This is a genomic window from Paenibacillus sp. Y859, assembly GCF_056786405.1.
This window is the reverse complement of record NZ_JBXCIZ010000002.1, coordinates 219,316-245,099: the sequence shown is the minus strand read 5'-3', so window position 1 is coordinate 245,099 and position 25,784 is coordinate 219,316. Positions and strand designations below refer to the sequence as shown.

Below are 25,784 nucleotides of genomic sequence, written 5' to 3'. Positions count from 1 at the left end.
CTAGTGAATAGCTCACTAGGCTTTTTGCATGGCAGAGAATACTTGTCCGTCCAACTTCTCTGAGGCACGTTGGTCATATGTTTTAATATATTGAGGGGCTGATGATAGCTGTGCACCATAAAACAATGCATTTCGCACTGCTTCTATGCTGATGTCGAAACAGCACAGTTTAAAGGGAACTTCCGGCAATGGATCTAGAGCAACAGATGCCCTACCATTGATAGCATGTACCTTACCATCTGTAAACACGGTGATTGTCACCCGTGGATTATTCCTGATGTTCTCGACTAACCGAGATCGATGATCAATTGCTAATCGTAATGTAGAAGCATTTAACGCATAAACCCAAGAAATCGCACTGGAAGTCGGTCCTCCGGTTTCTACATCTATCGTGTTTAACAGGACAAATGTCTCGGATTTCAACTGTGACAACAAAGTATCTGTCATTTGTGTGACGGATTCGGACATAGATCCACCCCCTCTTATACGCTACATTCGATTATCTTCTATTGTATTATATCACAGGTCAAAATTACATCCAAGTTTAAGGATTTAGATGACTAGCGTCCTGATCCTCTATATTCATAGACTTACCAGCAATCTCATCTTGTAAAGCTTGCTTGGCTTGATTTAATTCATCATTGTCAATATAAACGTAAGGGCTCTTCCAATTTCCTGTCACAGGTATAAATTTAACATGATCTTTAGATATATTCCAATAGGTCGAGATAACGTTTTTGAGTTGGATTTGCTCCATATCAATCTCCATGTTCTCATCTACAGCATCAATCACTTTACCTAGCTTAGCTACACCACTAAGTGTTTGCATTTGGTCAATTAGTGAATGAAGAACTTCACTTTGACGCATATTACGACTGAAATCGTCAGATTCCTTCGTTCTAGGCTTACAACCTGAACTAGACTTACGATAGCGGACGTAATCTAATGCATCTCCACCTTTGAGCTTTGCTGGTCCCTTCTTGAGATTAATATCAGTACCATCTGCGTTATCTTTATAACACATATCCATGCTGATATTAACATCCACACCTCCAAGTGCATCAACAACATCACTAAAGCCTTGAAAATTAATAACCGTAGCATAGTCAATAGGATCATCCAAATCCAAATATTCGGAGAACATCCTCTTCATTTCAACTAATGCAGAAATTTCCGACTTCTTCTGCTTGCCTAGAAAGTAAGGATAATAGGCGTTCGCCTTACTCACCTTTCCATCTAGTTCAATTCTGGTATCCCGTGGAATCGAGACTACCGTAGCTGATTTCGTATCTGGATTAAAGGCAGCAATCATCATAACGTCGGTTAGATGGGTTCCTGTCTTAGGACGATAATCCGTTCCTAGAAGGATCATAGTAATCGGCTTTACTTTAGCGGATGCTTCCGGTGCTACCGGATTATCGTTACCAGTATCAAGAATAGTGTTATCCACCTTAAGAGCCATCCAACCTACATAACATGCAACCGCTAAAATAGCCACTATAATTACAACAAGTAAAAATTTCAAAAAAGACTTAAATGCACTCTTTTTCTTCTTTTTTTTCTTCTGCAAACTTTTTGGTTGTATAATTTCGCCGCCACGTTTTCTTGGAGGTAGTTGAGTATTGCTCGGACTCATATTAAACACCTATTTCATTATTTTGAGTTCAAAAGGGGCTCCATCATGAAATACATTCACACATTCTTGGAAGGTGCCTCTTCTTTCTTCTTCTGTCTGCCTTCCACAAAATAGCGAACACGTACAAGGAGCATCAATCCAACGGCAACTAACAAACATTGAATGATCGGTAGCTTGTCAACTTGAAAAATGAGAAGCATACCTGAACCTAATGCCATTAAAACGTATAATATGATCTCTTTCAACAAAGGCAACTTCTGATGTACTCTAAACACCTTATTGTAGACATAAGTGATCAGCAAGAAGATGACAATATAAGAAACAAGAGGATGCTCTGCAAACCATACCTGCATTTAGGTTTCACTCCCTTCATAATGGGGCTCTTGAATTAATTATTAGCTCTGACTCGCCATTTTTCGGTTTTTCTCTGAACGTTCACGTTCACTTTTATTCAATATCTTCTTACGCATACGAATTGATTTAGGTGTAATTTCGCACAATTCATCATCATTCAAATATTCCAATGCTTGCTCCATCGAGAAGATAATTGGAGATTTCATTTTTACAGTTTCTTCTTTATTAGCTGAACGAATATTATTCACTTGTTTCTCTCTACATACGTTTACGACGATATCATTCTCGCGTGTATGCTCTCCCACGATCATACCTTCATAAATTTCAGTACTTGATTCTATGAATAAAGTACCACGATCTTCAATACCTATCATTGCATACACAGTAGAGCTTCCGTTCTCACTAGAAATCAATACACCCTTCGTACGTCCACCAACTTGACCAGAAACGACTGGACCATAGCTATCAAAAGCATGATTCATAACGCCATATCCACGAGTTAGTGTAAGGAATTGTGTACGATATCCGATGAGTCCACGAGCTGGAATAAGGAATTCCAAGCGTACGTTTCCTGAACCAGTATTCACCATGTTAGCCATTTCTGCTTTGCGTTGACCCAAGCTTTCCATTACTGCTCCCATGCTTTCTTCAGGTACATCAATCATCAGACGCTCGATCGGCTCACTCTTGACACCATCGATCTCTCTTACGATAACTGAAGGCTTGGATACTTGTAGTTCAAATCCTTCGCGACGCATGTTCTCAATCAGAATTGTTAAGTGAAGTTCACCACGTCCTGAAACGATAAATGCTTCTGGTGTATCAGTATCCTCTACTCTTAAGCTGACATCTGTTTCTAATTCTTTATAAAGACGCTCACGTAATTTACGGGAAGTAACCCACTTACCTTCACGACCAGCAAAAGGACTATTGTTAACAACAAAAGTCATCTGTAGTGTAGGCTCGTCAATTTTCAGTACAGGCAACGCTTCTGGATGGTCAGGATCTGCAATGGTTTCTCCGATATTAATATCTTTAATACCCGCGATCGCAACAATATCTCCCGCTCCCGCTTCTTCAACCTCAATACGTTTCAATCCTTGGAATCCAAACAACTTCTCTATACGTGCTGTCTTACTTTTTCCATCACGCATAATAACAGTTACGGATTGCCCTTGGCGAATAATACCACGATTAATACGTCCGATAGCAATACGACCCATATATTCGTTATAATCCATCAAAGTTACCAGAAATTGTAGTGGCTCATCTATTTTCTCAGTAGGTGCTGGGATATGATCAAGAATAGTATCATACAAAGCAAGCATCGTTTCATCTTGCTTTTCAGCTACTAAACTCGATGTTCCATTCAACGCTGATGCGTAAACTACTGGGAAATTCAATTGTTCATCTGATGCTCCAAGTTCGATAAACAAATCTAACACTTCATCAATGACTTCAGATGGACGAGCTGCTGGACGATCGATTTTATTAACAACAACGATCGGTGTTAAATTTGATTCAAGTGCTTTACGCAATACGAATTTCGTCTGTGGCATACATCCTTCATAAGCATCAACAACTAGTAATACGCCGTCAACCATCTTCATAATACGTTCAACTTCTCCACCAAAGTCAGCGTGACCCGGTGTGTCCATAATGTTTATCGTAAAATCTTTATACGTAATAGCTGTATTTTTCGCTAGTATAGTAATTCCGCGTTCACGTTCTATATCACCGGAATCCATTGCACGTTCATGATGTGTTTCATTCTCGCGGAAAATCCCCGATTGTTGTAGTAATTGGTCAACCAATGTTGTTTTCCCGTGATCAACGTGGGCTATAATCGCAATATTACGAATCTGTTCTCTTGATTGCATGGTTATTTTACCTATCCCTTCATTCTCAAGTCTCTACACACTTTACAACGTGTCTCACAAAAGAAGCGTCAGGCGACAATGCCGACGCTTCATCATATCTTATATATTATAGTTAATTTTCTGAAAAAATCAAGTTTTTTTCTTGAAAAGTATTCATTTCAAACAAGTTTATAGTTACCATTTACTATTATTCGGACCTCTTCTTCCTAAGATCAACCAGATTCCTACACCTATAAGTATAATTACTAGTAGATAAATCCCCCCTGTTCTCATAAGACTGAACAGAAAGAAAAGAAATGATACTAACCCTATACTAAGAGATACCCATAAAAGCGTATTTGATCGTAAATTCTCATACAAGTAATACTCATACAACCCTATAGCTACGCCAAGAAGTAACGCAGGCCATACATATGCCATCAATCCCCAGCTCCATATATTACATATAACAAATACTAATCCCCATACCGTTAATATGCCACCAGGAATGAGTAGGATAGGCTGTCTCCGACGACTGAAATAAAGCCACTGTAAGGCCAACCCTGCAATCAATATGACCACCGGCCAGAGGGATCGGGTAAGGAAACCAAACACACCAATTTTACCTAATAAAATAACAACAGCGGCGATAATGATCAACAGTCCTAGCTTCATATCTCTTTTAGAAGACATATATACACCCTCTTTTCTCATGGTATGCCCATTCATGTCAGAATCCGGATGAACATATTTTAAGATTATTGTATATGAAATTCGTTTAAAAGACCATGTTGTTAACGCAAAAAAGAACCTGGCGAAAATTCATGTCAAGTTCTTTTTGCTGGTCATGACTATTTAGTTGCGATTTTCCTTACTCCTCCAGACAGAACAACAATAATAGCCAATGCCATAGGTAACACAGAGTGACCATTTGGCCAAAGAGTAGACAGATACCCTCCGAAGCTTGAATCCTGAAGTATCATTTCTCCAGCTGTGTACCCCAATATTCCAGCACCGAAGTAAACAAGGATTGGAAATCGTTGCAACCAATGAATGATAATAGTACTACCGTAGATCACAATCGGTATACTAAGGGCGATCCCAATGACAATTAAGGAGAGATCTCCTTTCGCAAGCCCCGCGATGGCCAATACATTATCAAGACTCATGATGAAATCTGCTGCTATAATGGTGCGTATCGCTTTCGACATCGTTGGTGTCTCACCCAACCTGAGTTCTTTCTTCTCATCAGATAACAACTGGAACGCTATCCACAATAACATAATGCCTCCGAATGCTTGTAGATATGGAATCTTTAGCATCAACACAGCAACAAAGGTGAGGAGACATCTAAGGACAATAGCACCCATAGCTCCCCACCACACTGTTTTTTTGCGCTGAACCGGAGGAAGATCTTTGCTCGCTAAAGCAATGACGACAGCATTATCTCCGCTCAAAACTAAATTAATCACTAGTATTTCCAGTAACAGCCACATCTGCTCCATAGTACAACTCCCCCCATTCATACATGTATGAATGAAATGGGGCTTGTATGCTTATGAAATGATCAATTTATTATTTCCTGAACGATCCGTTTTAGAACCAATCCTCCTGTGCCGCATCCACATCCGCTCTGCTTCCACCTCCGTTTGGGGTAAGCATAACCGTCTCCGTACGTTCTAACGCATCCTGCAACAGTTCCGGAAGATTATTGATCGATCGTTCTATTCGATCTAGAGTACGTATACTCGGATTGGTAGCTGGTGATTTAGAAACAAACAATGTACAACAGTCTTCATAGGGTTGAATAGAAAGGTCATACGTTCCGATCTCTTTAGAAATCTGAATAATCTCATTCTTATCCATCATAATTAAGGGTCTAAGAATGGGAAGCTCTGTTGCGCGTCCAATCGCATTCAAGCTGGATAAAGTCTGGCTAGCTACTTGCCCAAGACTATCCCCTGTTACGATTGCCAACGCCCCTTCTCTTTCGGCCAGTGATGTTGCAATTCGTAACATCGCCCTACGCATTAAAGTAATGATCAAATTATCCTGACCAATTCCAGTAAACGAAGTCTGCACTTCAGTAAAGGGAACGAAGTGAACTTTCATTTCACCCGCATAACCAGATAACACTCTGGCTAAATCTTCAACTTTATTTTTAGCTAATTGACTTGTGAAGGGATAACTGTAGAAATGAACACACTCCACCGTTAATCCTCTACGCATTGAACTCCATGCAGCTACCGGGCTATCGATCCCGCCTGAGAGTAAGATCATCGCTCTTCCGTTGCTTCCTCGCGGGAATCCACCTACGCCTGCGATCACTTCATAAAATATATAGGTTTTTTTCTCTCTAATTTCCACTCTTAGCTCAAGCTCGGGTTGGTGCATACAGACGTTTAGCATTGGAAATTCCTTTAATAAATGTGATCCAACATGAGCGTTCATTTCATGGGATGAATGAGGGAAGCCTTTCCACACACGTCTAGCATGTACTTTAAAAGTAATATCATCTTGTAGATTCATTTCTTGTAAATATCGATGGCTTGTCCGTAGTATATCTTCTAAATCGGGCTCACAGACGATAACTGGACTGATCGAAGAAACTCCAAATACTTTCTTTAGAGCTTGAATCGGTTCTTGTTCTGATTCTCCGTTCAGATATACGTAGATTCTTCCAAACTCACTTCTTAACTTTAGACGTGGATAAGGTTCAAGAACAGACTCCACATGAAGGGTAACCGATTTCTCAAATTTTCTACGATTTTTACCTTTTAGCATAAATTCTCCAAAACGTATTAGTAACATATCATAATTCATTACTTATCACTCTTCCCTTCTTAAAAATGGTTTAAGCTGCTCCATGGCAGTACGAAGTGCATGTTGCAACAAACTTACTTCTTCTTCTGTATGACTATCCCCAAGACTAATCCGAATTCCGCTCGATGCTTCTTCTACGCTCAGTCCCATCGACAATAAAACACGGCTTGGCTCTATTTGTTTGGTTGAGCATGCCGATTTAGTCGACACAAGCATCCCTAGTTCCTCCAATGTATGCAGCAATACTTCAGATTTCATCCCTGGATAAGAGAAATGTACAATATGAGGTGCTGACTTCTCATGGGTATGGAGGTTCAGACCTTGGATATCCCTTATCGTAGCATGAAGTCTGTCACGAATAACCGACACCTTATTCATAAAGGTCTCTTGCTGTTCATTTGCCATCCGCATCGCTTTAGCCATAGCAATAAGCTGTGGGGTATTCTCCGTCCCTGCACGCAATCCAAATTCCTGGGATCCGCCGGTAAGAAGAGGTGTTAACTTTAATCCTTCACGCACGTAAAGCACTCCACTTCCCTTGGGACCACGAAATTTATGTGCAGAGAGTGTGTATAAATCCACTTGCCATCTCTTTAGATCGATAGCCAACTTTCCGAACCCTTGAACACCATCGACATGAAATAACGTTCTTGGATTGCATCTTTTAATTGCCTGTCCAATAGCTTCTATAGGTTGAATAGCTCCCATTTCGTTATTCACATGCATAACACTCACGAGAATCGTATTTTTCTTTATAGCCGCACTAACTAATGCTGGATCGACACACCCCTGAGAATCAACTGGGAGAAAAGTAACTTCATATCCCCATTGTTGTAATTGGAGAAAGCTCTCGTGTACAGAAGCGTGTTCAATCTGTGTAGTAATCACGTGCTTACCACGATTCATATATTGGAGGGCAGCACCCTTAATAGCTAAATTATTGCCTTCAGTTGCTCCTGAAGTAAACACGATCTCCGTTGGCTTGGCATTGAGAGCATTTCCGCAAACTTCACGAGCACGCTTGATCAACTTGATAGCATCATCTCCCAATTGATGCATGGATGATGGGTTACCATAGTGCTTTTTCATAACCTCAGTTATTGTCCGTATAACATCATCATAGGGTGGAGTGCTTGCGGCATGGTCCCAGTAGATCATTATGAACTTCTCCCTTCTTTTTCTTTTCGGAAACGCAAAAAGATCAACCGGCGGAGAGGGTGCAAATCGTCTTGCTGACCTTCACCCTGGTGCCTCCTCGTGTGATCTCTTATCAACCAATATGCAGTTTTCATATATAAAAGTTGTTCAAAAGTTATTTATCGAACTCGCATTTATGCTTCATATTTGGTGCGAGCGTTCTGTACCTTAGCAATATAATTTCTAGTCTCCGATGGGAGTGAATCCAAACGATTCAGTAGTTCTTGATCGGTCGATATTCCAAGACCTTGAATTCTTCCTGGTCCGGCATTATAAGCTGCAAGTGCCACGTCCTCTTCTCCGTTGAATCGTTTTAATTGCTGAGCTAGATACCTTGTTCCTGCATCAATATTCTCTGCTGGATTAAACGAATCTCTAACTCCCAATCCCGCGGCTGTTCCATCCATTAATTGCATTAAACCTTTGGCTCCTGCTGAGGATACTGCCTCCGAATTAAATGACGACTCTGTATCGATAACTGCTTTGATCAATGATTCGGATATTCCATACTGCTGGCTTGCCTGTTGAATCAAATCATTATACTCTGTTGATAAAGACTTTCCAGCATGATCCTTCGATTCAGAGAAGTTCAAATTATCCTTACTCACAACACCAAGCTGTTGCCATAAAAGACCTTCATCCCAAGATACCCCCGCATTGGAAGATACGACTTGATTATCAGAAGATAATTCAGGCGTTGTCATGATCTGGTTCAACACCCCTGCGAAATTAGATCCACTCATTTGAGTATTAAGAATATCCTGTATAAGATCATCTTTATCCTGCACTGTGGCATTCTGTTGTAGGTTAATAAGTTGTTTCGCTGTCACATTATCAATCTGCATAGCTTTATCCCAACTTCCATCATAATCTTCTTCATACATTTTATCATGGGATTAGGTCATACGCTACCTTCTTCATCAAAATTATGTCTAAGGATGCTGTAAAAGTGACTAGCGTCGGTGGGAAGGAACTGGTTATGCTTACGATGTTAGCAGATTAATATCGCCAACGTTATACAAAGTACATTTAATTACTCTCCATATTTTAACTGTACCTTTTGTAAGAAAAACCACCTTACTATGTTAAAAAGGCGAACTCCCTAACCTCACGCGGAGGCTTGGAAAGTTCGCTTAGAAATATCATTTAAAAGAGATTCTAAACCATAATCAGCATTGCACAAAATAATCGATGATATACGAAGTAGCGAAGATGACGGAATTGTCTTGAAGAAGCGGTAGCGCTCGCCTACAAGCTTTCCGTAGGAAAGCTACTTCGAAAGCATATGCTTTGCCCTCTGATTTCAACCGCTAAAGCGGTATACAATCAAGAAATCAAAGGGCAACAGCGATCGGAAGGACAATCCGTCATCATAGCGGTATCCTACACGAGCATTTTCCACGCCCTTTATTATCTTCCAAAAGGAATAAAGAAGAGATAACTAAGTGTAGCTAGTATCCCTAGACCTATCGACCAAGCACCAGTTCCTTTTCTTCCTTGGGAATAGGCATAATATCCGATAAGAACTGATATCGGCCCTAGAACGATGGACCACATAAATAAAGACACAACACCCAACGCAAGACCAACGTACCCAGCGACTTGTCCTGTTCTATCGTCCATCTCTTCGACATCACGATCTTTATTCTCGATCTTATCGTCATGAATACGAACAGGTGTTGATGTCATTTCTGCTGCATACTCCTCTTTATCGTTGTGAGTCAAACGAGGATAATCCGCACGCTTGTACAGATTAGCATGAAGTGTACTCTTTTTGCGAACACCTTCATCTCTTTGTATTGAATCATCTTGAGTTCCTGAACCCTGTTTATCATCGTCCATGCCAGCACCTCCTATTAAATTGACAAGATTTCCTTTACTTAGGCCTAAACGTTAAGCAGCAAGTCGAGGATGACGTATCAGCCTTATCCTGATGAATGACATATGACTCGTCTCCAAATTCTTCATTCAAATTTCTAGTAGCATGAGCATCAATTTCAATCATGATTTTCTCAGCACGACATAAGTTCTGTTCTCCCCAATAATGACAATTACTCACACTGCACCTCACTAATGTTTTGGACTCATTATTCATTTATATCACCTCTTCTTCATTGTTTCCGACAGTGTAGACTGATATGCGGATATGAAGCTGTAAGTTGATGTAAACATACAAAGAATATCCCATTCGTAGTTTTCCAGCTACATCAGCAAGGTAATGAATAAATTTCGAGCTATTTCCTAACGCTAATGAAAACTTTGATGGGTAATAGGAGGTGTTGGAATGTCCCGGCGAGCACGGTTAATTGCAGGACTTATTCTCACAGCAGGATTGATCACAACGCTTATTGTGCTACCTAAGAATGATTCAAATATCAGTACCAGTACTAATAACAGCTCCAAATCACATTCTTCTTCAAAGACTCCAGTCATTAACTCACGACAAGAACACACCATGAAGCAACAAATGATGAGCCAAGATATTTCATCCACAGATACTTTAACTCGGATGGATGCGAAACAGCATCTTACAACGATAGTAAATCAATTCAACACACTTAATCGAAAGGAGATGGGTTCATATATCCAACAATTGCAAAAGACTCATCATCATATTCAACTACTGACCTGGATCGACTTCTCCAGTAAGCGTTCTACTCCATATCAAGCGCAAGACCTTAATTTGGATATGAATAATAATAAACAGTACAACACGTATCACAGATTAGCGAAACACCATTTGCGTAATCACCGCCCCTATGAATCACCTTCATTTCAAGTAAAAGACACCCAATACTTTATCATGGCTGAACCATCCATTCGTGGAAATAAAGGTATTATTTCATTAGTGAGCCAACAGGTTCTAAGCGAAGTATCTAGTCACCAGAAACGTAATTTACGACTAATTCCTTATCCGAAAGAAGGCAACTACCGAATCGAATCTGTGGAGACAAATACGTTACGTGATATTACCGTAAAGACAGGACATGATAATGAAAATGCAAGCCATTATTATGAACATGAAATCGTTGTTCACTTCCGGGAACCTATTTCAGATAAAGAATTAATGACCATCTCCAGTGAGATTCATTCTAAATGGGTGCGCAAAATGGGTTATGCTTACGTATTCCACGCCAAAAACTTGAGCTATTCCGAACTAAAGACTTATTTCACAAATAAATACAAACCTAATTATGTTGAACCTCATTATTTATATCTAACCAATGACTTAAAAGATGAAAGTTCTACGCGTATATCACCTATTATTCCTAATGATCTGTTGTTCTCCAAATATCAATGGAATTTACCTGCGATTGAAACTAACAAAGCTTGGGATTTGTCAAAGGGAAGTGCCGATGTAATCATAGCCGTTGTGGACACAGGCGTAGATCTAGCTCATCCCGACTTGAAGGGGAATCTTGTCGAAGGATATAACGTCATTGATCCATCCAAACCACCTAAGGACGATGTGGGACACGGTACACATGTCTCTGGAATTATAGGTGCCGTGGTCAATAATAATGAAGGGGTAGCCGGAATTAGTTGGTACAATAAAGTGATGCCTGTTAAAGCACTTGACAGCTCGGGAGCTGGTACTACTTATTCCGTAGCAGAAGGTATCATTTGGGCAGCAGATCATGGTGCCAAAGTTATCAACATGAGCCTAGGCAATTATGCTGATTCCGAATTTCTGCATGATGCCATCAAATATGCCTATGACCGAGATATTGTAATTGTAGCTGCTACAGGTAATGACAATACAGAACGACCAGGCTTCCCAGCTGCTTATCCTGAAGTGTTCTCTGTATCAGCAACAGACTCCGATATGAAACGTGCTTCATTTTCTAATTACGGGGATTATATTGATGTAGTAGCTCCAGGCACAAGTATAGCCAGCACCTATCTGAATAATCAGTACGCTGCACTTTCTGGAACGTCGATGGCAAGTCCTCATGTTGCTGCGTTAGCAGGACTCATTAGGTCCAGAAATTCTAATCTCAACAACGAAGAAGTCATGGATTTGATGCGTGAAAGTGTCGTTGACTTAGGTGACAATGGAAGAGATAAATATTTCGGATATGGACAAGTCGATATTTACAAAGCACTTAAAGCAGCAGGAAATGGGTCTTCCTCACTTCAATTTTGGCCACAACAAGTCCAGAATCAAATGCAGTCTGTCATTCGGAAAGATCAATCTTCTAAGTAGCCGTTACCATAACTCTCCCAGCAGAAACGGGGATACCGTCCTTTTTTAAGGAGTTTGCGCTTCCGATGCCAGCGATACTTCGTATCGCTTTAAGGTATCCGTCTCTCCATAGATATAAAAAATAGAGTAACAAGAATCAATTTCATAATTACGCAACCCGATTTAGCTGCATCGGCGATTATGAAATTGATTCAAGTGAAACTTATATTTTCTTATATTTCAAAAAATCCGTGTGCTAAAAACTCGCACGGATTTTTATTCTATTCATTTCAACTCAAAAGTTACCTTTTTGATTTAGATTTCACTTTTGCTTTTGTCGTTGTTACATTGCGTTTTTTATCCTTCCGACCGGACACGCCTACTCTCTCCTCAATTGCTTCATCCGTAGTCACATAATTGTAAATATGTTTGGATACGGGAACGCAATGGTGTCTTTTAACTACTTGAACGGTATGGACTACAGGAACAATTTGAGGGTAAAAGAAGTCTTGAACAACAACAATCGGGTCACAGAATATCGGCTCTACCTGTGGACATTGAAATCTGGAACATTCGCTCATAGGTTATAACTCCTTTCGTGATTTTGATATAGTATATTGTAAAGATCTACCTTTGGATTGTACGAATGACCAACCTGTATGAATCATGCAGGAAGAAGCTCCCTATATGTCCATCCAAATAAAAATGGTGTTGTTCCTCAGTAAATAACTGAAAGAACAACACCATTTAATAGTTATACATATAAGTTGTAGTTGTGAAAGTTTGCCGTAAGCCGGGTCCTGTGTTCTTCGTGGTACATACGGGAACTACCCTCCCACTCCAAACGACAATCATCTATCTAGGCCGAACATTGCTGATCGGCTCAAGCGACCAACCTAAACGCGCCTCGGGCTAAGGTTGCTCCCCTTTGCAGAGAAGCTGCGTTCCATTAGGTCTTGCTCCAAGTGGGGTTTACCAGGAACGAAGTCACCAGCGTTCCTCGGGGTCTCTTACACCTCGGTTCCACCCTTGCCTGTGCTGCTTGCGCAGCCATCGGCGGTCCATTTCTGTGGCACTATCCTTCAACTCGCGCTGACTGGACGTTATCCAGCACCCTGCCCTATGGAGCCCGGACTTTCCTCTCGTGATGCCTTACGCATCACCAGCGATTGTCTGTCAAACTTTCATCGCAACAAATGATAGTATACAGCGAATTTACCGCAGATTCAACCCTAATCAACTTGTAACTTTGGAAAGCACTCCCTTTACATAAATTGAAATGGTTCTGTATTCACTTCGGACACATGTACTTTGGTCTCCACTTTAGCATTTTGAAGCTTTTCTTTCATCCAATCTGCCACTTTAGATTTCATTATTTTCTCCGCATTATGTCCCGGATCAATAATCGCAATACCTGCCATTAAAGCGTCTTGTGCTGTATGATAATCAATATCCCCGGTTACAAGTACATCCGCGCCACGATAAATAGAAGGTGATACATATCTCCCCCCTGAACCACCAAGAACAGCCGCTTTACGAATCGAACGCTGTAGGTCTCCTACCACTCTTACATGGTCCACCTGTAAGTTCTGTTTCACAACCTCAACGAACTCTGCAAGTAGCATCGGTCTGTTCAATTTCCCTACGCGACCAAGACCCAATGTTCTTCCTTTTAGATTCATTGCATAAAGATCATAGGCTACCTCTTCATAGGGATGAGCTTTCAGCATGGCCTGTACTACTTTACTACGGATTCCATGTGGCACAATCGTCTCAATTCGTATTTCTTCAACACGTTCCATTCTTCCTTGCTTACCTATAAATGGATCCGTTCCCTCTAATGGCATAAAGGTTCCGTATCCTTCAACATTAAAGCTACAGTGGCTGTAATCTCCAATCATACCTGCACCTGCACCTAGAATGGCATCTAGAACTTGCTGATGATGGCTCTTAGGCACGAAGACAACCAACTTGGATAATTCCTCTGTATGAAGATCTTCCAATGGAGAGCCATTCTCAATCCCCAGTGCTTCAGCCATCCAATCGTTCATTCCACCTTCTGTAACATCCAGATTAGTGTGGCTTATATAGACTGCAATATCATTCTTGATTAGTTTCTCATATAGTCTACCCATCGGAGTATCTGTTTGTAACTGCTTTAGAGGACGGAATATAATCGCATGATGCGCAATAATCAGATCAACTTCTAGCCTGATTGCTTCCTCAACTACCTCATCGTTCACATCTAACGCAATGAGAACATTGTGAATATCTTTCTGTAACGTTCCTAACTGCAGTCCTATTACATCATCAGGCATGGCTACATGCTTAGGAGCTAGCTGCTCCATATATTGAATTACAGTCTGTCCTTTGGCAAACATGTGAGCACCTCCCTAATCTGCTGAATTTCTTGTGCTAAGACTTCAGATTTAGCCTCGGCTGAGGATAAAGAAGATGTACCTAGAGATTTCAACACTCGTGCAAGTTTATCAAGCTCTGACATCCACTTAGCTGTAAAGATGCCGCTGTTCTCCTTCAATAGCCAAGGACCCATCCGTATTTGAATATCCTTCGTCACTTTTACAATTCCATTAGCACTGTCCACTTCATACTCTTTGTAGACTTCATTATTAGTTAACTTCGCCTCATACGTATTCTCTGGAACAGCTGTTAATATTTCATATACTTTACGGTCCTCTTCCATAATGTGCTCTGATGTTAATACAAATTCGTTATCTAGCAACCAACGTCGAACGATATCTTCACCTACATTGGGTTGCAATATAAGCTGCTTAACACCCTTAAGCTTATCCAAACCTTGCTCCAATATACTTGAGATAAGCGCACCACCCATGCCAGCGATCGTAATAACATCCACTTCACCAGGAGTTACGACATCTAGACCGTCACCAAGCCTAACGGAGATTCTGTCTTTCAGACCAGCTGAAGCCACTTGTTTAGCAGCTGCATCCCGTGGTCCAGCATTAACTTCCCCAGCTACCGCTCGGAGTACCTTGCCACTTTGAATAGCCGCTACAGGTAACATGGCATGATCAGAACCTATATCTGCTAACGTACTTCCCTCTGGAATTTGTTCCATAATAAATTGTAATCTTTTCGATAATTTCATGACGACACCCACACAATCCATTTTTTTCGTGAATAGAAAAGCACCACAAGTACGACAGCAACTTTAAATACACATAGAAGTACGATATTCGTTGGCATTTGATGCCTAAGAAACATCATATCGATTTCAGGTATACACCATAGGGTCAATCCCATACTGAAATATACTTGGGATAGCATCTTATGATGTTGGTGCAACAACCAACTTAGCCATATAAAAAGCATGACCAGTGGAAGCCATAACAACTGCAGTAGAACCCATGTGACATCGGGCATCTGTACAAGACAGAATACTGCATATAATAATAACCATCCAGCTATTCCGCAATAATGTAGCAGGCCAATCCTTAGAATATATCCCATAAGGATCCAAATCGTTCCACATACTGCAATCAGTACCGGTATCCATAGCCCCTCATTCCATGAATGAAGAGCAATCATCGATACCCCTAGAACTAGCATGAATAAGCTGCCTGTACCAGCAAGCACCAGACTAAGCATTCGAGATTTACTCTTATATACACTCGCATAACTATAACAAACTCCGACCACAATAACTGACGTTAACATTTGCATTGGCAAAGAAAAAGCGCTAAAATAAAAACAAATAAAACAAATCAAGGAAATAATTCCAATTGAAAGAAACCATGGAATACTATTACTATGTTTTAAAGATTTTAATCTGGAAGAACTTGATTTCTCGTTCTTCGGTTCTTGATATAAATTAAGAAGGAAGTCACAATATTGCTCTGGTAACAAGCGGCTATCTCGCCAGTGCTCAATTTCGTCTATTATGATTTCTTTTCGTTCTTGTTTCATAAGTTCACCACGTTTCTGACCGGTAAACACCGGCATCTTCAATACGTATGATGATACTATGTCGAAACTATAGATGCACTCCAAGGTCAAATGATGAGTATTTCCAAGCAGAAACGGCTAAGTCGTCCTTTTCCGAGGACGGTACCCGTCTCTGCCGAAATATAAGAAATAGAGTATCAAGTGAAACTTATACTTTCTTATATTCGAAAAAAAAGGACCTTGCTGAGCCAAATAAGCTACAGAAGGTCCAATAAATCATTTTATTCCAAAAAGTCCTTCAGTCTCTTGCTTCGGCTTGGATGGCGTAATTTACGAAGCGCCTTAGCTTCGATCTGGCGAATCCGTTCACGGGTTACACCGAACACTTTACCAACCTCTTCGAGAGTTCTCGTACGTCCATCGTCTAGACCGAAACGCAAACGTAATACATTCTCTTCCCGCTCAGTAAGCGTGTCGAGTACATCTTCTAATTGCTCCTTGAGAAGCTCATAAGCAGCTGCATCGGCAGGTGCCAATGCCTCCTGATCTTCTATGAAATCTCCAAGATGTGAGTCATCTTCTTCCCCGATCGGCGTTTCGAGTGAAACCGGTTCTTGAGCTATCTTCATAATCTCTCGTACCTTTTCAACACTTAACTCCATCTCAATCGCAATTTCCTCCGGTGCTGGCTCACGTCCTAGCTCTTGAAGTAGTTGACGAGATACGCGGATCAGTTTGTTAATGGTTTCCACCATATGAACTGGAATTCGGATTGTCCGTGCTTGGTCAGCAATAGCGCGGGTGATAGCTTGACGTATCCACCATGTAGCATATGTGCTAAATTTAAATCCTTTTCCATGATCGAACTTCTCTACAGCCTTGATAAGACCCATGTTACCTTCTTGAATAAGATCAAGGAACAACATGCCACGTCCAACATACCGCTTTGCAATGCTGACTACAAGCCGTAGGTTAGCTTCTGCAAGACGTCTCTTAGCCTCTTCATCACCTTTTTCAATCCGTTTAGCTAGTTGAACTTCATCATCTGCTGATAGTAACTGAACACGTCCAATTTCCTTCAGATACATACGGACAGGATCATTGATCTTTATCCCTGGAGGTAATGATAGATCGTCAACAAAGACAGTCTCACCCTCCTGTTGTTCTTCAGAGTCATCATTAGGTCGGAGTGTGTTAGAATCTTCTTCGTCATTTTCATTGACTACTTCAATCTCCAAATCGCTCAAATGCTCGTAAAACTCTTCCATTTGCTCAGGATCTTGGTCAAATGGTGACAATTTCTCCATAATATCCTTCATGTTCAATGTCGATTTCTTCTTACCTTGCTCAACCAGTTGATCTTTAACTTGATCCAAAGTCAATTCTGTCTCTATTTCAGTACGTTGATCATTCGCCATAATTCGACTCCCTCCTCCCTAGAAACAATCCAACCATAACGATCATTCACTGTCTCTCTAGGGCAATAATTTCAATTACTATTTGTGCCGCACGTAAAGAATCACCTGAACGCTCCGCGCTCATCATCTCTTCTTTTTTAAGCTCTATTACTCGTTGCTGTGGAACTTTATGAATTTCCCGAATGTAATCGTCCAACAACTCAACACTCCACTCACGGGGTATATCCATCATTGAGATAGAACTAAGTGTCTTCTCCAGTCGGTCGTCATGAAGGGATGAAATAAATCGGCTTATATCCGGGTGTTTACCCTGTGCATAATAGGCATATAGATAAGCAGCAATAGCTGCATGATCTTCAATATTAAAAGCTTCTCCGAGACGCTCACTCACATACTGTGCAACTTCAACATCTTGAAGCATTAAACCTAATATTCTACGCTCTGCTGTGTGATAAGCTGGGAGTAAAGTTGGCATAGCAACCTTCTCTTTTTTATGCCTACCATTATTCCACCCATCGTCAAAATTATCCCCATCTGGCATGTTTTTTTGCATTGTCTGACGAATCAGATTGCTATCCTGCTTAAGACTCTCGTATGAAAGCTGATGTTCTGAAGATAATTCCCGCAGATACACTTCTCTCTCTGTCGAGGATGGTAGTGCTGCAATGATCGGGAGAACTTCCTTCATATAAGCAATCTTCCCATCTTCTTCTAGCAGTATATGGTTTTTTCTCAGATATATAAGTTTAAATTTTGTAGTTGAAACAGCACCCTCAATAATTTGAGTCATAAACCGTTCTGGTCCGTATTTACGTACAAAGTCATCAGGATCGAGCCCATCGCTTAATACAGCAATTTTAATTCTCATTCCTGCACTCTCAACCATCGGAATATTCTTCATAGCTGATGACTGGCCAGCACGATCTCCATCGAAGCAAATCAATAATTCATCAGCCATCGTCTTCATCATTGAGATATGGCCTTCGGTTAAAGAAGTTCCCATCGTCGCAACACCATTCTGTACGCCTGCCTCCCATGCCGCAATAACATCACCGTACCCTTCAAAGAGAACGATTTGCCGCAGCTTGCGGATCGAGCTTTTCGCTTGATGCAGGTTATACAAAATTCGACTTTTGTTAAACAACTTACTTTCAGGTGAATTCAAATATTTAGGTTGGGCATCACCAAGTACTCGTCCAGCAAAAGCAATCACTCTGCCATTTCTATCGTTAATGGGAAATATGACCCTATCCCGGAAACGATCAATATAGCCCGTACCATCACTTCGAACAGACAAAAGTCCTCCCTTGTCCATTTCTTCAAGATCGAAAGAACGTTTAGTCAAAAACTGTACCAACGTATTCCACGAATCTGGTGCATAGCCAATCTGGAACTGATCAATCATCTTATCTGTAAATCCACGTGAACGTAAATAATCCATTGCTGGTTTCCCGTGTTCCGTATTCTTTAGCAAGTAATGAAAGAATTTGGATGACCATTCGTAAGCCTGCAGTAGCCTTTCTCTCTCCGGGTTAGCCGGAATAACTGCATAGCCTTGTACTTCAGGCATCTCAATATGACTTTCCTCTGCCATCATTTTAACCGCTTCAGGGAATGATAATCCTTCCATTTCCATCGTGAATTTGATAGCATTTCCACCCTTGCCACAACCATAACAGTAGAAAATTTGCTTTTCCGGTGTCACGGTAAATGATGGAGTCTTCTCCGAGTGAAACGGACAAAGGCCTTTCATATACTTTCCTTGCTTTGTCAGATGAACGTACTTACCTACCGTATCGACAATATCATTGTGCTCCAAAACAGAGTCGATTACTTTTTCCGGAATATTACCTTGCCCGGCACTCATCTTTACCACCTTCATCTCTTTAGCACGTAAATATTATTCGCTACGACTGACCGTTCTCCTGCAAACTCTCTAAAATTTTTGTCAAATTGTGTTGGAAAAATGTTTTGTCATCTGTTGTAATCGGTCTAGGTCCTTTAGAATGCTTGCCCATTCTCCTTGCCTTCGCTTGGTGATGCCTTCGATCCAACATTAATTCAATATTATCATCTCCATATTGCAATCCTCGGTTTGAGATAACGTAGCAACCTTTAGCTAATGCTAATGCAGCTAATCCATAATCCTGTGTCACTACGATATCACCACGTGTAATATGGTTAGCAATGTAGAGATCTGCACTTTGATCACTCCGATCAACCTGCACAGCAGTAACGCCTTCTTCTTCTCGAATTAGATGATCATAAGATGAGACCATAATAACTGGAATAGAAAACCGGCGTGCAGTAACTGCTATTTCATGTTTAACCGGACAGGCATCTCCATCGACGACAATATGACAATTTATCTGTGTAGTCAGAATATCACCTATTCTACCCTAAATTTAATTCTTACATGGAGAATGTTCAAAAAGTCATTTATACTGAGAATCTGACTTTTTGAACTCGCACTTATTAGTATATATACGCTCTGTACTAGGTAAACTCCTTCTTCTCATCAACTAGTAAATATTTGAAAGTCAGTGAAAGACCTATACTTGCTTACTATTTGTACTGAAGCCTTTTTGTATTTTTGTATATATACCCACTTTTCTTATAGTTACAACACAAGTTTTGAGAAATCCGCAAATTTCTTGAGATCTTGATCGATAGCGGCAAGAAGTGCCAATCGATTATTTCTAATCTTCTCATCCTCTGCCATAACCATAACAGAATCGAAAAATTTAGTAATGGCGCTACGAATTTCTCCTAACGTCTGCAAAGCCTTAAATCCATCACGTCGTTGCAGTGCTACATGATAATCTTCAAGGATAGAATTCCAACCTTTATAAAGCTCCTTCTCCCCTTTTTCTTGAAAAAGAGATTCGCTTATCGTATGGTGTTCAGCTTTCCCGCTCAGATTACTAACACGGTTAAAAGATTCCACTGTCGTCTTGAAGTCTTCTTGATTATTCACAGCGTCCATTAACGCTTCGCCACGTGAGACTACAGAAGCGATATCATCGAAATCCGCTGAAATTACCGCATCTACGACATCGTAACGCAAATTTTCAGAAAGAATCTTTTTCACGCGAAGTCCGAAGAAATCAGTTACAGCTTTACGTATTTCATCGGTGGAAAGCTTCATTTTACGAAGACTTCCATGGATTTCTATACTTATGTTGATCAACTCTGATAAGGAAATCGGAAACTTTTGTGCAAGCATGATTTGTACAATTCCTTGTGCTTGACGTCTAAGAGCATATGGATCTTGTGATCCGGTTGGGATAATACCTACTGAGAAACACCCAATGATCGTATCCATTTTATCAGCAATACTAACGAGCGAACCTACGAGTGAATCAGGTGTATTATCTCCAGCAAAACGTGGTTGATAATGTTGGAATACAGCCTTAGCCACATCTTCCCTCTCGCCAGCTTTACGGGCATAGTCTTCACCCATCACACCTTGCAATTCAGGAAACTCATAAACCATTTGAGTGACAAGATCGAACTTACAGATCTCAGCAGCACGACTTACTGCTTCTGCATCTTCTTGAGAAACCTGTAGTGCAGATGACAGACTGTCCGCAATACGACGGATTCTGCCTACTTTATCAGCAATAGTACCTAACTCTTCATGGAATACAATATTCTCAAGTTTCAACAAGGCGTCCTTAATATGAAGCTTTTGATCCTCCAGGTAAAAGAACTTCGCATCCGACAAACGAGCGCGCAATACTTTCTCATTCCCCTTAGCAATAACATCCAATGAGGTGTTATTCCCATTACGTACAGTCACGAAGAACGGTAGCAATTGATCTTGCTCATTCAATACTGGGAAATAACGTTGATGCTCCCTCATAGAAGTAATTAGAACATCTTGAGGAATTTCTAGAAATGAAGGATCAAACGTTCCGAATAATACCGTCGGTGTTTCAACAAGGAACAAAACCTCTTCAAGCAGATCCTCTTTAACAGCAATCTTCCATTGTTTCTCTTCTGCAAGAGCATCGATTTGATTCACAATCATTTCTTTACGTTCATCGATATTGGCAATGACAGACTGGCTACGAAGAACATCCAAGTAAACAGATGGATTCGTAACAACTACTTCACCACCTAAGAAACGATGTCCTCGTGTTATATTCCCCGATTTCACTCCAGTTATCTCTAAATCAATTACATCATTACCAAACAAGGCAATAAGCCAACGGATAGGTCTGACGAATTTAAAGTCATAGGCACTCCAACGCATATTTTTAGGGAAAGTCATGGATGACAGAATACTCAACAAAGCTTCTGCTAAAACACTGGATGTCTCTACACCTAAATTGCTCTTCGTCACGTAAATATATTCAACCCCATTTAACTCTTGGAACCTAAACTCTGCAGGATCCACCCCTTGACTACGAGCAAAACCTAATGCAGCTTTACTCCATTCGCCACTAGCATCCTGTGCTATTTTACGGGATGGCCCTTTTACTTCTTCCTCTGTATCTTCTTGTTTCTCAGCCACACCTTCAACCAGAACAGCTAAACGACGAGGTGTCGCATAGGCATGTACCGCCCCATGGACGATTCTTGATTGATCCAGCCAGTTAACCAACCGTTCCTTCAACTGATCTACAGCTGCACGTATGAAACGAGCAGGTACTTCTTCCAATCCTATTTCAAACAATAGATCTTTAGCCACGTTGAACCTCTCCTTTCTTGCAGAGTGGGAAGCCTAGTCTCTCACGTTCTTCTAAATGAGTTGCAGCAATCTGACGCGCCAAGTTTCTTACACGCATAATATAACCGGTTCGTTCGGTGACACTTATCGCTCCACGAGCATCAAGCAGATTAAACGTATGAGAACATTTCAATACATAATCATAAGCAGGGAACACTAAATGTTGCTCCATCGCTTTATTAGCTTCTTCTTCATACATATTGAATAATGTGAACAACATTTGGACATCAGATACTTCAAAAGTATACTTGGAATGTTCAACTTCTGCTTGATGAAACACATCTCCATACGTAATACCATTTACCCATTCAAGATCGAATACATTCTCTTTATCCTGAATATATGACGCAAGACGCTCCATCCCATATGTAATCTCTACAGCGACAGGATTCGCATCAATTCCACCAACTTGTTGGAAATACGTAAATTGTGTCACTTCCATACCATCAAGCCATACTTCCCATCCAAGACCCCATGCACCTAAAGTTGGCGCTTCCCAGTTGTCTTCCACAAATCTTATATCATGCTTCAACGGGTCGATGCCAAGACGTTTCAAACTATCCAAATAAATTTCTTGAATATTATCAGGTGAAGGTTTAAGAATGACTTGGAATTGGTGATGCTGATAAAGCCGATTCGGATTCTCTCCATAACGTCCATCCGATGGGCGACGAGAAGGCTCCACATAAGCCACATTCCATGGCTCAGGACCAATCGAATGCAAGTAAGTCATCGGATTCATCGTCCCCGCACCTTTTTCAGTATCATACGGTTGGACAATAATACAGTTTTGCTCTGCCCAGAACTGCTGCAGTGTAAGAATCATCTGTTGAAAATTCATTTAGCATCGCTCCTTTACTTATTCTCATTTCTTTTACATTCTTTCGTCTGCACAACAAAAAAAGCCCTCGTCCCTACGTCTGCTGTACAGACATAGGGACGAGAACTTATATTCCCGCGGTTCCACCCTATTTGATTGTCCCGTAAGCTAAAACTTACAACACAATCCACTTTTATTATTCTTTTCATGCTCCCGAGTTGCCATTTCACGATTCTCCCCCACTAGGCTCACACCATCCCCAGCTCGCTAAACGTACAGGATCAACAATCGTAAATATCCCGATCAATGCATGTTAAAATTCACTTAATCTTATAATATACTAATGGATATTGCCCCATTCGTCAAATTTCATATTTATCCATTTGATCAAGAAAATTTCTGGATTTAAGTTTCACTCCTAATTGTAGATCTATAAAAGCTCTCATAATCAGTTTCAATTCGGCCTTAGTCTCTTCTCTAACAGCAATATTTCCAAGTTGCCTTAAATCAAGTTGTGCAAATACACGCAACATCTTCAGACCTCTTGGAGAAACTTTCATTGCTTGCCGATCAAGATGTCGACATTGTCTACATAACACACCACCAAGTTGAGGACTTATCATTAGTTCCTCATCACTTCGCGAAAGTCCACAAGAAATACATGTATACAGTTCTGGAGCATAGCCCGCCGTTTGTAGTATTTTCATTTCATATACATTGATTATAATTCCAGCGTCCTTCCCTTCCTCCAAAGCGACAAGACAAGCCTTCAACTGCTGAAACCAAAAACTGCCTGTCTCCTCATCATGGAGAATACGATCAAGAAGTTCACAAGCATATGATGCATATGCTGCCATATAGAGATCTCCACGAAGACGATGGTGTGATTCGGTGATTTCACCTGCATTTAGTGTGCCTAATCCCTTACCGCTTCTAAAAAAAACATATTCTCCTAACGTAAACAGCTGCGTCAAGGCAGCATGTCGGCTTTTCACTTTCTTTGCGCCTCGAACAAGAACTCCTATTTTTCCCGTGTTCTCGGTGCAAAGCGTAATGATTTTGTTGCCCTCACCGTAGTCCATGCTGCGGATGACAATCCCTTCCACCCTGTATAGCATGCCTCTTCCCCCAACCATTCACGGAGCAATCTCTCATTCGTTCTCTTCATAATCAACCTTCTCTTCCACCATGACATCGGAAGCGAACAACACTGATTCTGGTGTATGACCTGCTTCTTTAAATAGCAAATAAGCATCCACATCTCCAGTCATCGCAAAATACTTCCACGAAAAATCTCGCATACGTATTCATCCTTTCCTTGAGAATGCATCTGCATCTTCAAATTTAGGATGTGCGATGTTCGTTGTAATATGTGTTGCAAATCCTACCAACCTACTTAGAGGAAGTTCAAAAAATCACCTTTTGATTACGAAATATACCACTATAAATCAAAGTGTTAGCTTCCGCGATGAAATCCGAGGTCTCGAAGAACACGATCCTGATTGCGCCAATCTTTTTTAACCTTAACCCATAATTCAAGGAATATTTTGGATCCCAATAAATTCTGAATATCATGTCTTGCCAGTTGTCCGATCTCTTTCAACATCGCACCTTGTTTACCAATAATAATGCCTTTTTGTGAACTTCTCTCAACAAAAATGACCGCAGATATATGCACCACACCATTGTCTCTGACCTGCATATCTTCGATCGCAACAGCGATAGAATGCGGGACTTCTTCCCTTGTCAGATGGAGAATTTTCTCACGAATAAGCTCGGAACAGACGAATTGTTCTGGGTGATCTGTAATCTGGTCTGCTGGATAATATTGAGGCCCTTCCGGTAGGTATTTCTCCAACTGTTCTAGTAACGTGTTGACATTATTTCCGTTTTTGGCGGATACCGGAATAATCTCAGCGAAATCATACAGCTTACGATACCCTTCAATGAGTGGAAGTAATGCTTCTGGCTCGATGCGATCAATTTTATTTAACACTAGAATGACTGGAGTCTGAACATTTTTAAGTTGCTCAACAATGTAACGATCACCGCCTCCCATTCCTTCAGAAGCATCTACAAGAAAGCATACTGCCTCAACTTCACCTAAAGTGTTAAGAGCTGTCTGATTCATGAAATCACCCAATTTGGACTGTCTTTTATGAATACCTGGTGTATCAAGAAATACAATTTGCATTTTCTCTGTTGTGAATACACCATGGATTTTATTACGAGTCGTTTGCGGCTTATCTGACATAATCGCGATTTTTTGCCCAATAACTTGATTCATTAATGTTGATTTACCTACATTGGGTCTTCCGATGATTCCTATGAAACCTGATTTAAACTTTGCCATTTAATTATTGTCCTCCTAAGGATGGTCCCTCTATAACTACATATTCAATTCCATTGATGTTCTAACTTCTAACGTTCTCTAGATCTGATGGACCAAAATAACCCGGCAGTAATTCGCCAACTGTCGTTTCACGAACATCACCCTTCAGATTTCCTAGAATGACTAACATATTAGGATCACATAATTCTACCATCACTTGCCGGCATACACCACATGGTGCAATGGGTTCTTCTGTATCTCCTACGACGGCTAACGCTTTAAAACTACCCGCTTGATGTCCATCTGCAATCGCCCGGAACATAGCTGTCCGTTCAGCGCAGTTGGTAGGTCCATAAGCGGCGTTCTCAATGTTACATCCGTGATGTACTTGTCCTTCACTATCCAGTAGAGCCGCTCCTACGCCAAAGTGCGAGTAAGGGATATACGCCTTTTCCCGTGCTTTCATAGCTTCTTCTAACAACATAACCGCATCCATC

The 25,784-nt window shown here is 40.8% G+C and carries 25 protein-coding genes and 1 other RNA gene; 1 reads left to right on the top strand and 25 read right to left on the bottom strand.

Annotated features, from left to right (window positions below; translation table 11 throughout):
- Positions 1–15: 15 nt before the first annotated feature.
- The 11 genes from AC1TO8_RS05955 to AC1TO8_RS05905 form a co-directional block, all read right to left on the bottom strand.
- Positions 16–468, bottom strand: a complete 453-nt coding sequence (locus AC1TO8_RS05955; RefSeq protein WP_482054692.1) for a pyridoxamine 5'-phosphate oxidase family protein — start codon at positions 466–468, stop codon at positions 16–18.
- A 76-nt stretch (positions 469–544) separates the two neighbouring features.
- A complete protein-coding gene (locus tag AC1TO8_RS05950; protein ID WP_482054691.1) occupies positions 545–1,636 on the bottom strand; it encodes an LCP family protein in 1,092 nt (363 codons plus the stop codon).
- 56 nt (positions 1,637–1,692) lie between these two features.
- Entirely contained in the window at positions 1,693–1,989 is a 297-nt protein-coding gene (locus tag AC1TO8_RS05945; protein ID WP_482054690.1) for a YlaH-like family protein, read from the bottom strand.
- Between the two features lie 42 nt (positions 1,990–2,031).
- Entirely contained in the window at positions 2,032–3,870 is a 1,839-nt protein-coding gene (gene typA / locus AC1TO8_RS05940) for a translational GTPase TypA (protein WP_482054689.1), read from the bottom strand.
- 174 nt (positions 3,871–4,044) lie between these two features.
- The gene (locus tag AC1TO8_RS05935) at positions 4,045–4,542 is read right to left on the bottom strand and encodes a hypothetical protein (RefSeq protein WP_482054688.1); all 498 of its coding nucleotides are present in this window, start codon (positions 4,540–4,542) and stop codon (positions 4,045–4,047) included.
- Positions 4,543–4,700: 158 nt separating this feature from the next.
- Positions 4,701–5,354, bottom strand: coding sequence for a TerC family protein (locus AC1TO8_RS05930; RefSeq protein WP_482054687.1), 654 nt, complete (start codon positions 5,352–5,354; stop codon positions 4,701–4,703).
- 91 nt (positions 5,355–5,445) lie between these two features.
- The gene (gene thiI / locus AC1TO8_RS05925) at positions 5,446–6,672 is read right to left on the bottom strand and encodes a tRNA uracil 4-sulfurtransferase ThiI (protein WP_482054686.1); all 1,227 of its coding nucleotides are present in this window, start codon (positions 6,670–6,672) and stop codon (positions 5,446–5,448) included.
- A 6-nt stretch (positions 6,673–6,678) separates the two neighbouring features.
- The gene (locus tag AC1TO8_RS05920; protein ID WP_482054685.1) at positions 6,679–7,830 is read right to left on the bottom strand and encodes a cysteine desulfurase family protein; all 1,152 of its coding nucleotides are present in this window, start codon (positions 7,828–7,830) and stop codon (positions 6,679–6,681) included.
- Between the two features lie 173 nt (positions 7,831–8,003).
- Positions 8,004–8,753, bottom strand: a complete 750-nt coding sequence (locus AC1TO8_RS05915) for a lytic transglycosylase domain-containing protein (RefSeq protein WP_482054684.1) — start codon at positions 8,751–8,753, stop codon at positions 8,004–8,006.
- A gap of 526 nt (positions 8,754–9,279) precedes the next feature.
- Positions 9,280–9,711 carry a hypothetical protein gene (locus AC1TO8_RS05910; protein WP_482054683.1) on the bottom strand — a complete coding sequence of 144 codons (432 nt, stop codon included), beginning with the start codon at positions 9,709–9,711 and terminating at the stop codon, positions 9,280–9,282.
- Between the two features lie 34 nt (positions 9,712–9,745).
- A complete protein-coding gene (locus tag AC1TO8_RS05905) occupies positions 9,746–9,964 on the bottom strand; it encodes a DUF1540 domain-containing protein (protein WP_482054682.1) in 219 nt (72 codons plus the stop codon).
- A 189-nt stretch (positions 9,965–10,153) separates the two neighbouring features.
- Here AC1TO8_RS05905 and AC1TO8_RS05900 point away from each other — a divergent pair, with 189 nt between their 5' ends.
- On the top strand, positions 10,154–12,076 hold the full coding sequence (locus AC1TO8_RS05900) for a S8 family peptidase (RefSeq protein WP_482054681.1): 1,923 nt from the start codon (positions 10,154–10,156) through the stop codon (positions 12,074–12,076).
- A gap of 281 nt (positions 12,077–12,357) precedes the next feature.
- Here the strand turns inward: AC1TO8_RS05900 and AC1TO8_RS05895 are convergent, their stop codons facing one another.
- The 14 genes from AC1TO8_RS05895 to AC1TO8_RS05830 form a co-directional block, all read right to left on the bottom strand.
- Positions 12,358–12,636, bottom strand: coding sequence for a hypothetical protein (locus AC1TO8_RS05895; protein WP_482054680.1), 279 nt, complete (start codon positions 12,634–12,636; stop codon positions 12,358–12,360).
- 193 nt (positions 12,637–12,829) lie between these two features.
- An RNA gene (rnpB, locus tag AC1TO8_RS05890) (RNase P RNA component class A) lies at positions 12,830–13,240 on the bottom strand.
- A gap of 80 nt (positions 13,241–13,320) precedes the next feature.
- Positions 13,321–14,436, bottom strand: a complete 1,116-nt coding sequence (locus AC1TO8_RS05885) for a Nif3-like dinuclear metal center hexameric protein (protein WP_482054679.1) — start codon at positions 14,434–14,436, stop codon at positions 13,321–13,323.
- The gene (locus AC1TO8_RS05880; RefSeq protein WP_482054678.1) at positions 14,412–15,185 is read right to left on the bottom strand and encodes a tRNA (adenine(22)-N(1))-methyltransferase; all 774 of its coding nucleotides are present in this window, start codon (positions 15,183–15,185) and stop codon (positions 14,412–14,414) included. Before AC1TO8_RS05880 ends, AC1TO8_RS05885 begins: the two co-directional genes overlap by 25 nt.
- Positions 15,182–16,045, bottom strand: coding sequence for a hypothetical protein (locus AC1TO8_RS05875; protein WP_482054677.1), 864 nt, complete (start codon positions 16,043–16,045; stop codon positions 15,182–15,184). The genes AC1TO8_RS05880 and AC1TO8_RS05875 overlap by 4 nt, the downstream gene beginning before the upstream one ends.
- Positions 16,046–16,263: 218 nt before the next feature.
- Complete coding sequence (rpoD, locus tag AC1TO8_RS05870; protein ID WP_482054676.1) at positions 16,264–17,400, bottom strand: RNA polymerase sigma factor RpoD; 1,137 nt, start codon at positions 17,398–17,400, stop codon at positions 16,264–16,266.
- A gap of 46 nt (positions 17,401–17,446) precedes the next feature.
- Entirely contained in the window at positions 17,447–19,267 is a 1,821-nt protein-coding gene (gene dnaG / locus AC1TO8_RS05865) for a DNA primase (protein WP_482055226.1), read from the bottom strand.
- 40 nt (positions 19,268–19,307) lie between these two features.
- Complete coding sequence (locus AC1TO8_RS05860; protein ID WP_482055225.1) at positions 19,308–19,781, bottom strand: YaiI/YqxD family protein; 474 nt, start codon at positions 19,779–19,781, stop codon at positions 19,308–19,310.
- Positions 19,782–20,020: 239 nt separating this feature from the next.
- Entirely contained in the window at positions 20,021–22,096 is a 2,076-nt protein-coding gene (glyS, locus tag AC1TO8_RS05855) for a glycine--tRNA ligase subunit beta (RefSeq protein ID WP_482054675.1), read from the bottom strand.
- Entirely contained in the window at positions 22,089–22,976 is an 888-nt protein-coding gene (gene glyQ / locus AC1TO8_RS05850) for a glycine--tRNA ligase subunit alpha (protein ID WP_482054674.1), read from the bottom strand. Before glyQ ends, glyS begins: the two co-directional genes overlap by 8 nt.
- 341 nt (positions 22,977–23,317) lie before the next feature.
- The gene (recO, locus tag AC1TO8_RS05845; protein ID WP_482054673.1) at positions 23,318–24,073 is read right to left on the bottom strand and encodes a DNA repair protein RecO; all 756 of its coding nucleotides are present in this window, start codon (positions 24,071–24,073) and stop codon (positions 23,318–23,320) included.
- Positions 24,074–24,106: 33 nt separating this feature from the next.
- Positions 24,107–24,256 carry a YqzL family protein gene (locus AC1TO8_RS05840; RefSeq protein ID WP_482054672.1) on the bottom strand — a complete coding sequence of 50 codons (150 nt, stop codon included), beginning with the start codon at positions 24,254–24,256 and terminating at the stop codon, positions 24,107–24,109.
- Positions 24,257–24,411: 155 nt separating this feature from the next.
- A complete protein-coding gene (era, locus tag AC1TO8_RS05835) occupies positions 24,412–25,308 on the bottom strand; it encodes a GTPase Era (protein WP_482054671.1) in 897 nt (298 codons plus the stop codon).
- Between the two features lie 61 nt (positions 25,309–25,369).
- Entirely contained in the window at positions 25,370–25,783 is a 414-nt protein-coding gene (locus AC1TO8_RS05830) for a cytidine deaminase (protein ID WP_482055224.1), read from the bottom strand.
- Between the last annotated feature and the right edge of the window lies 1 nt (position 25,784).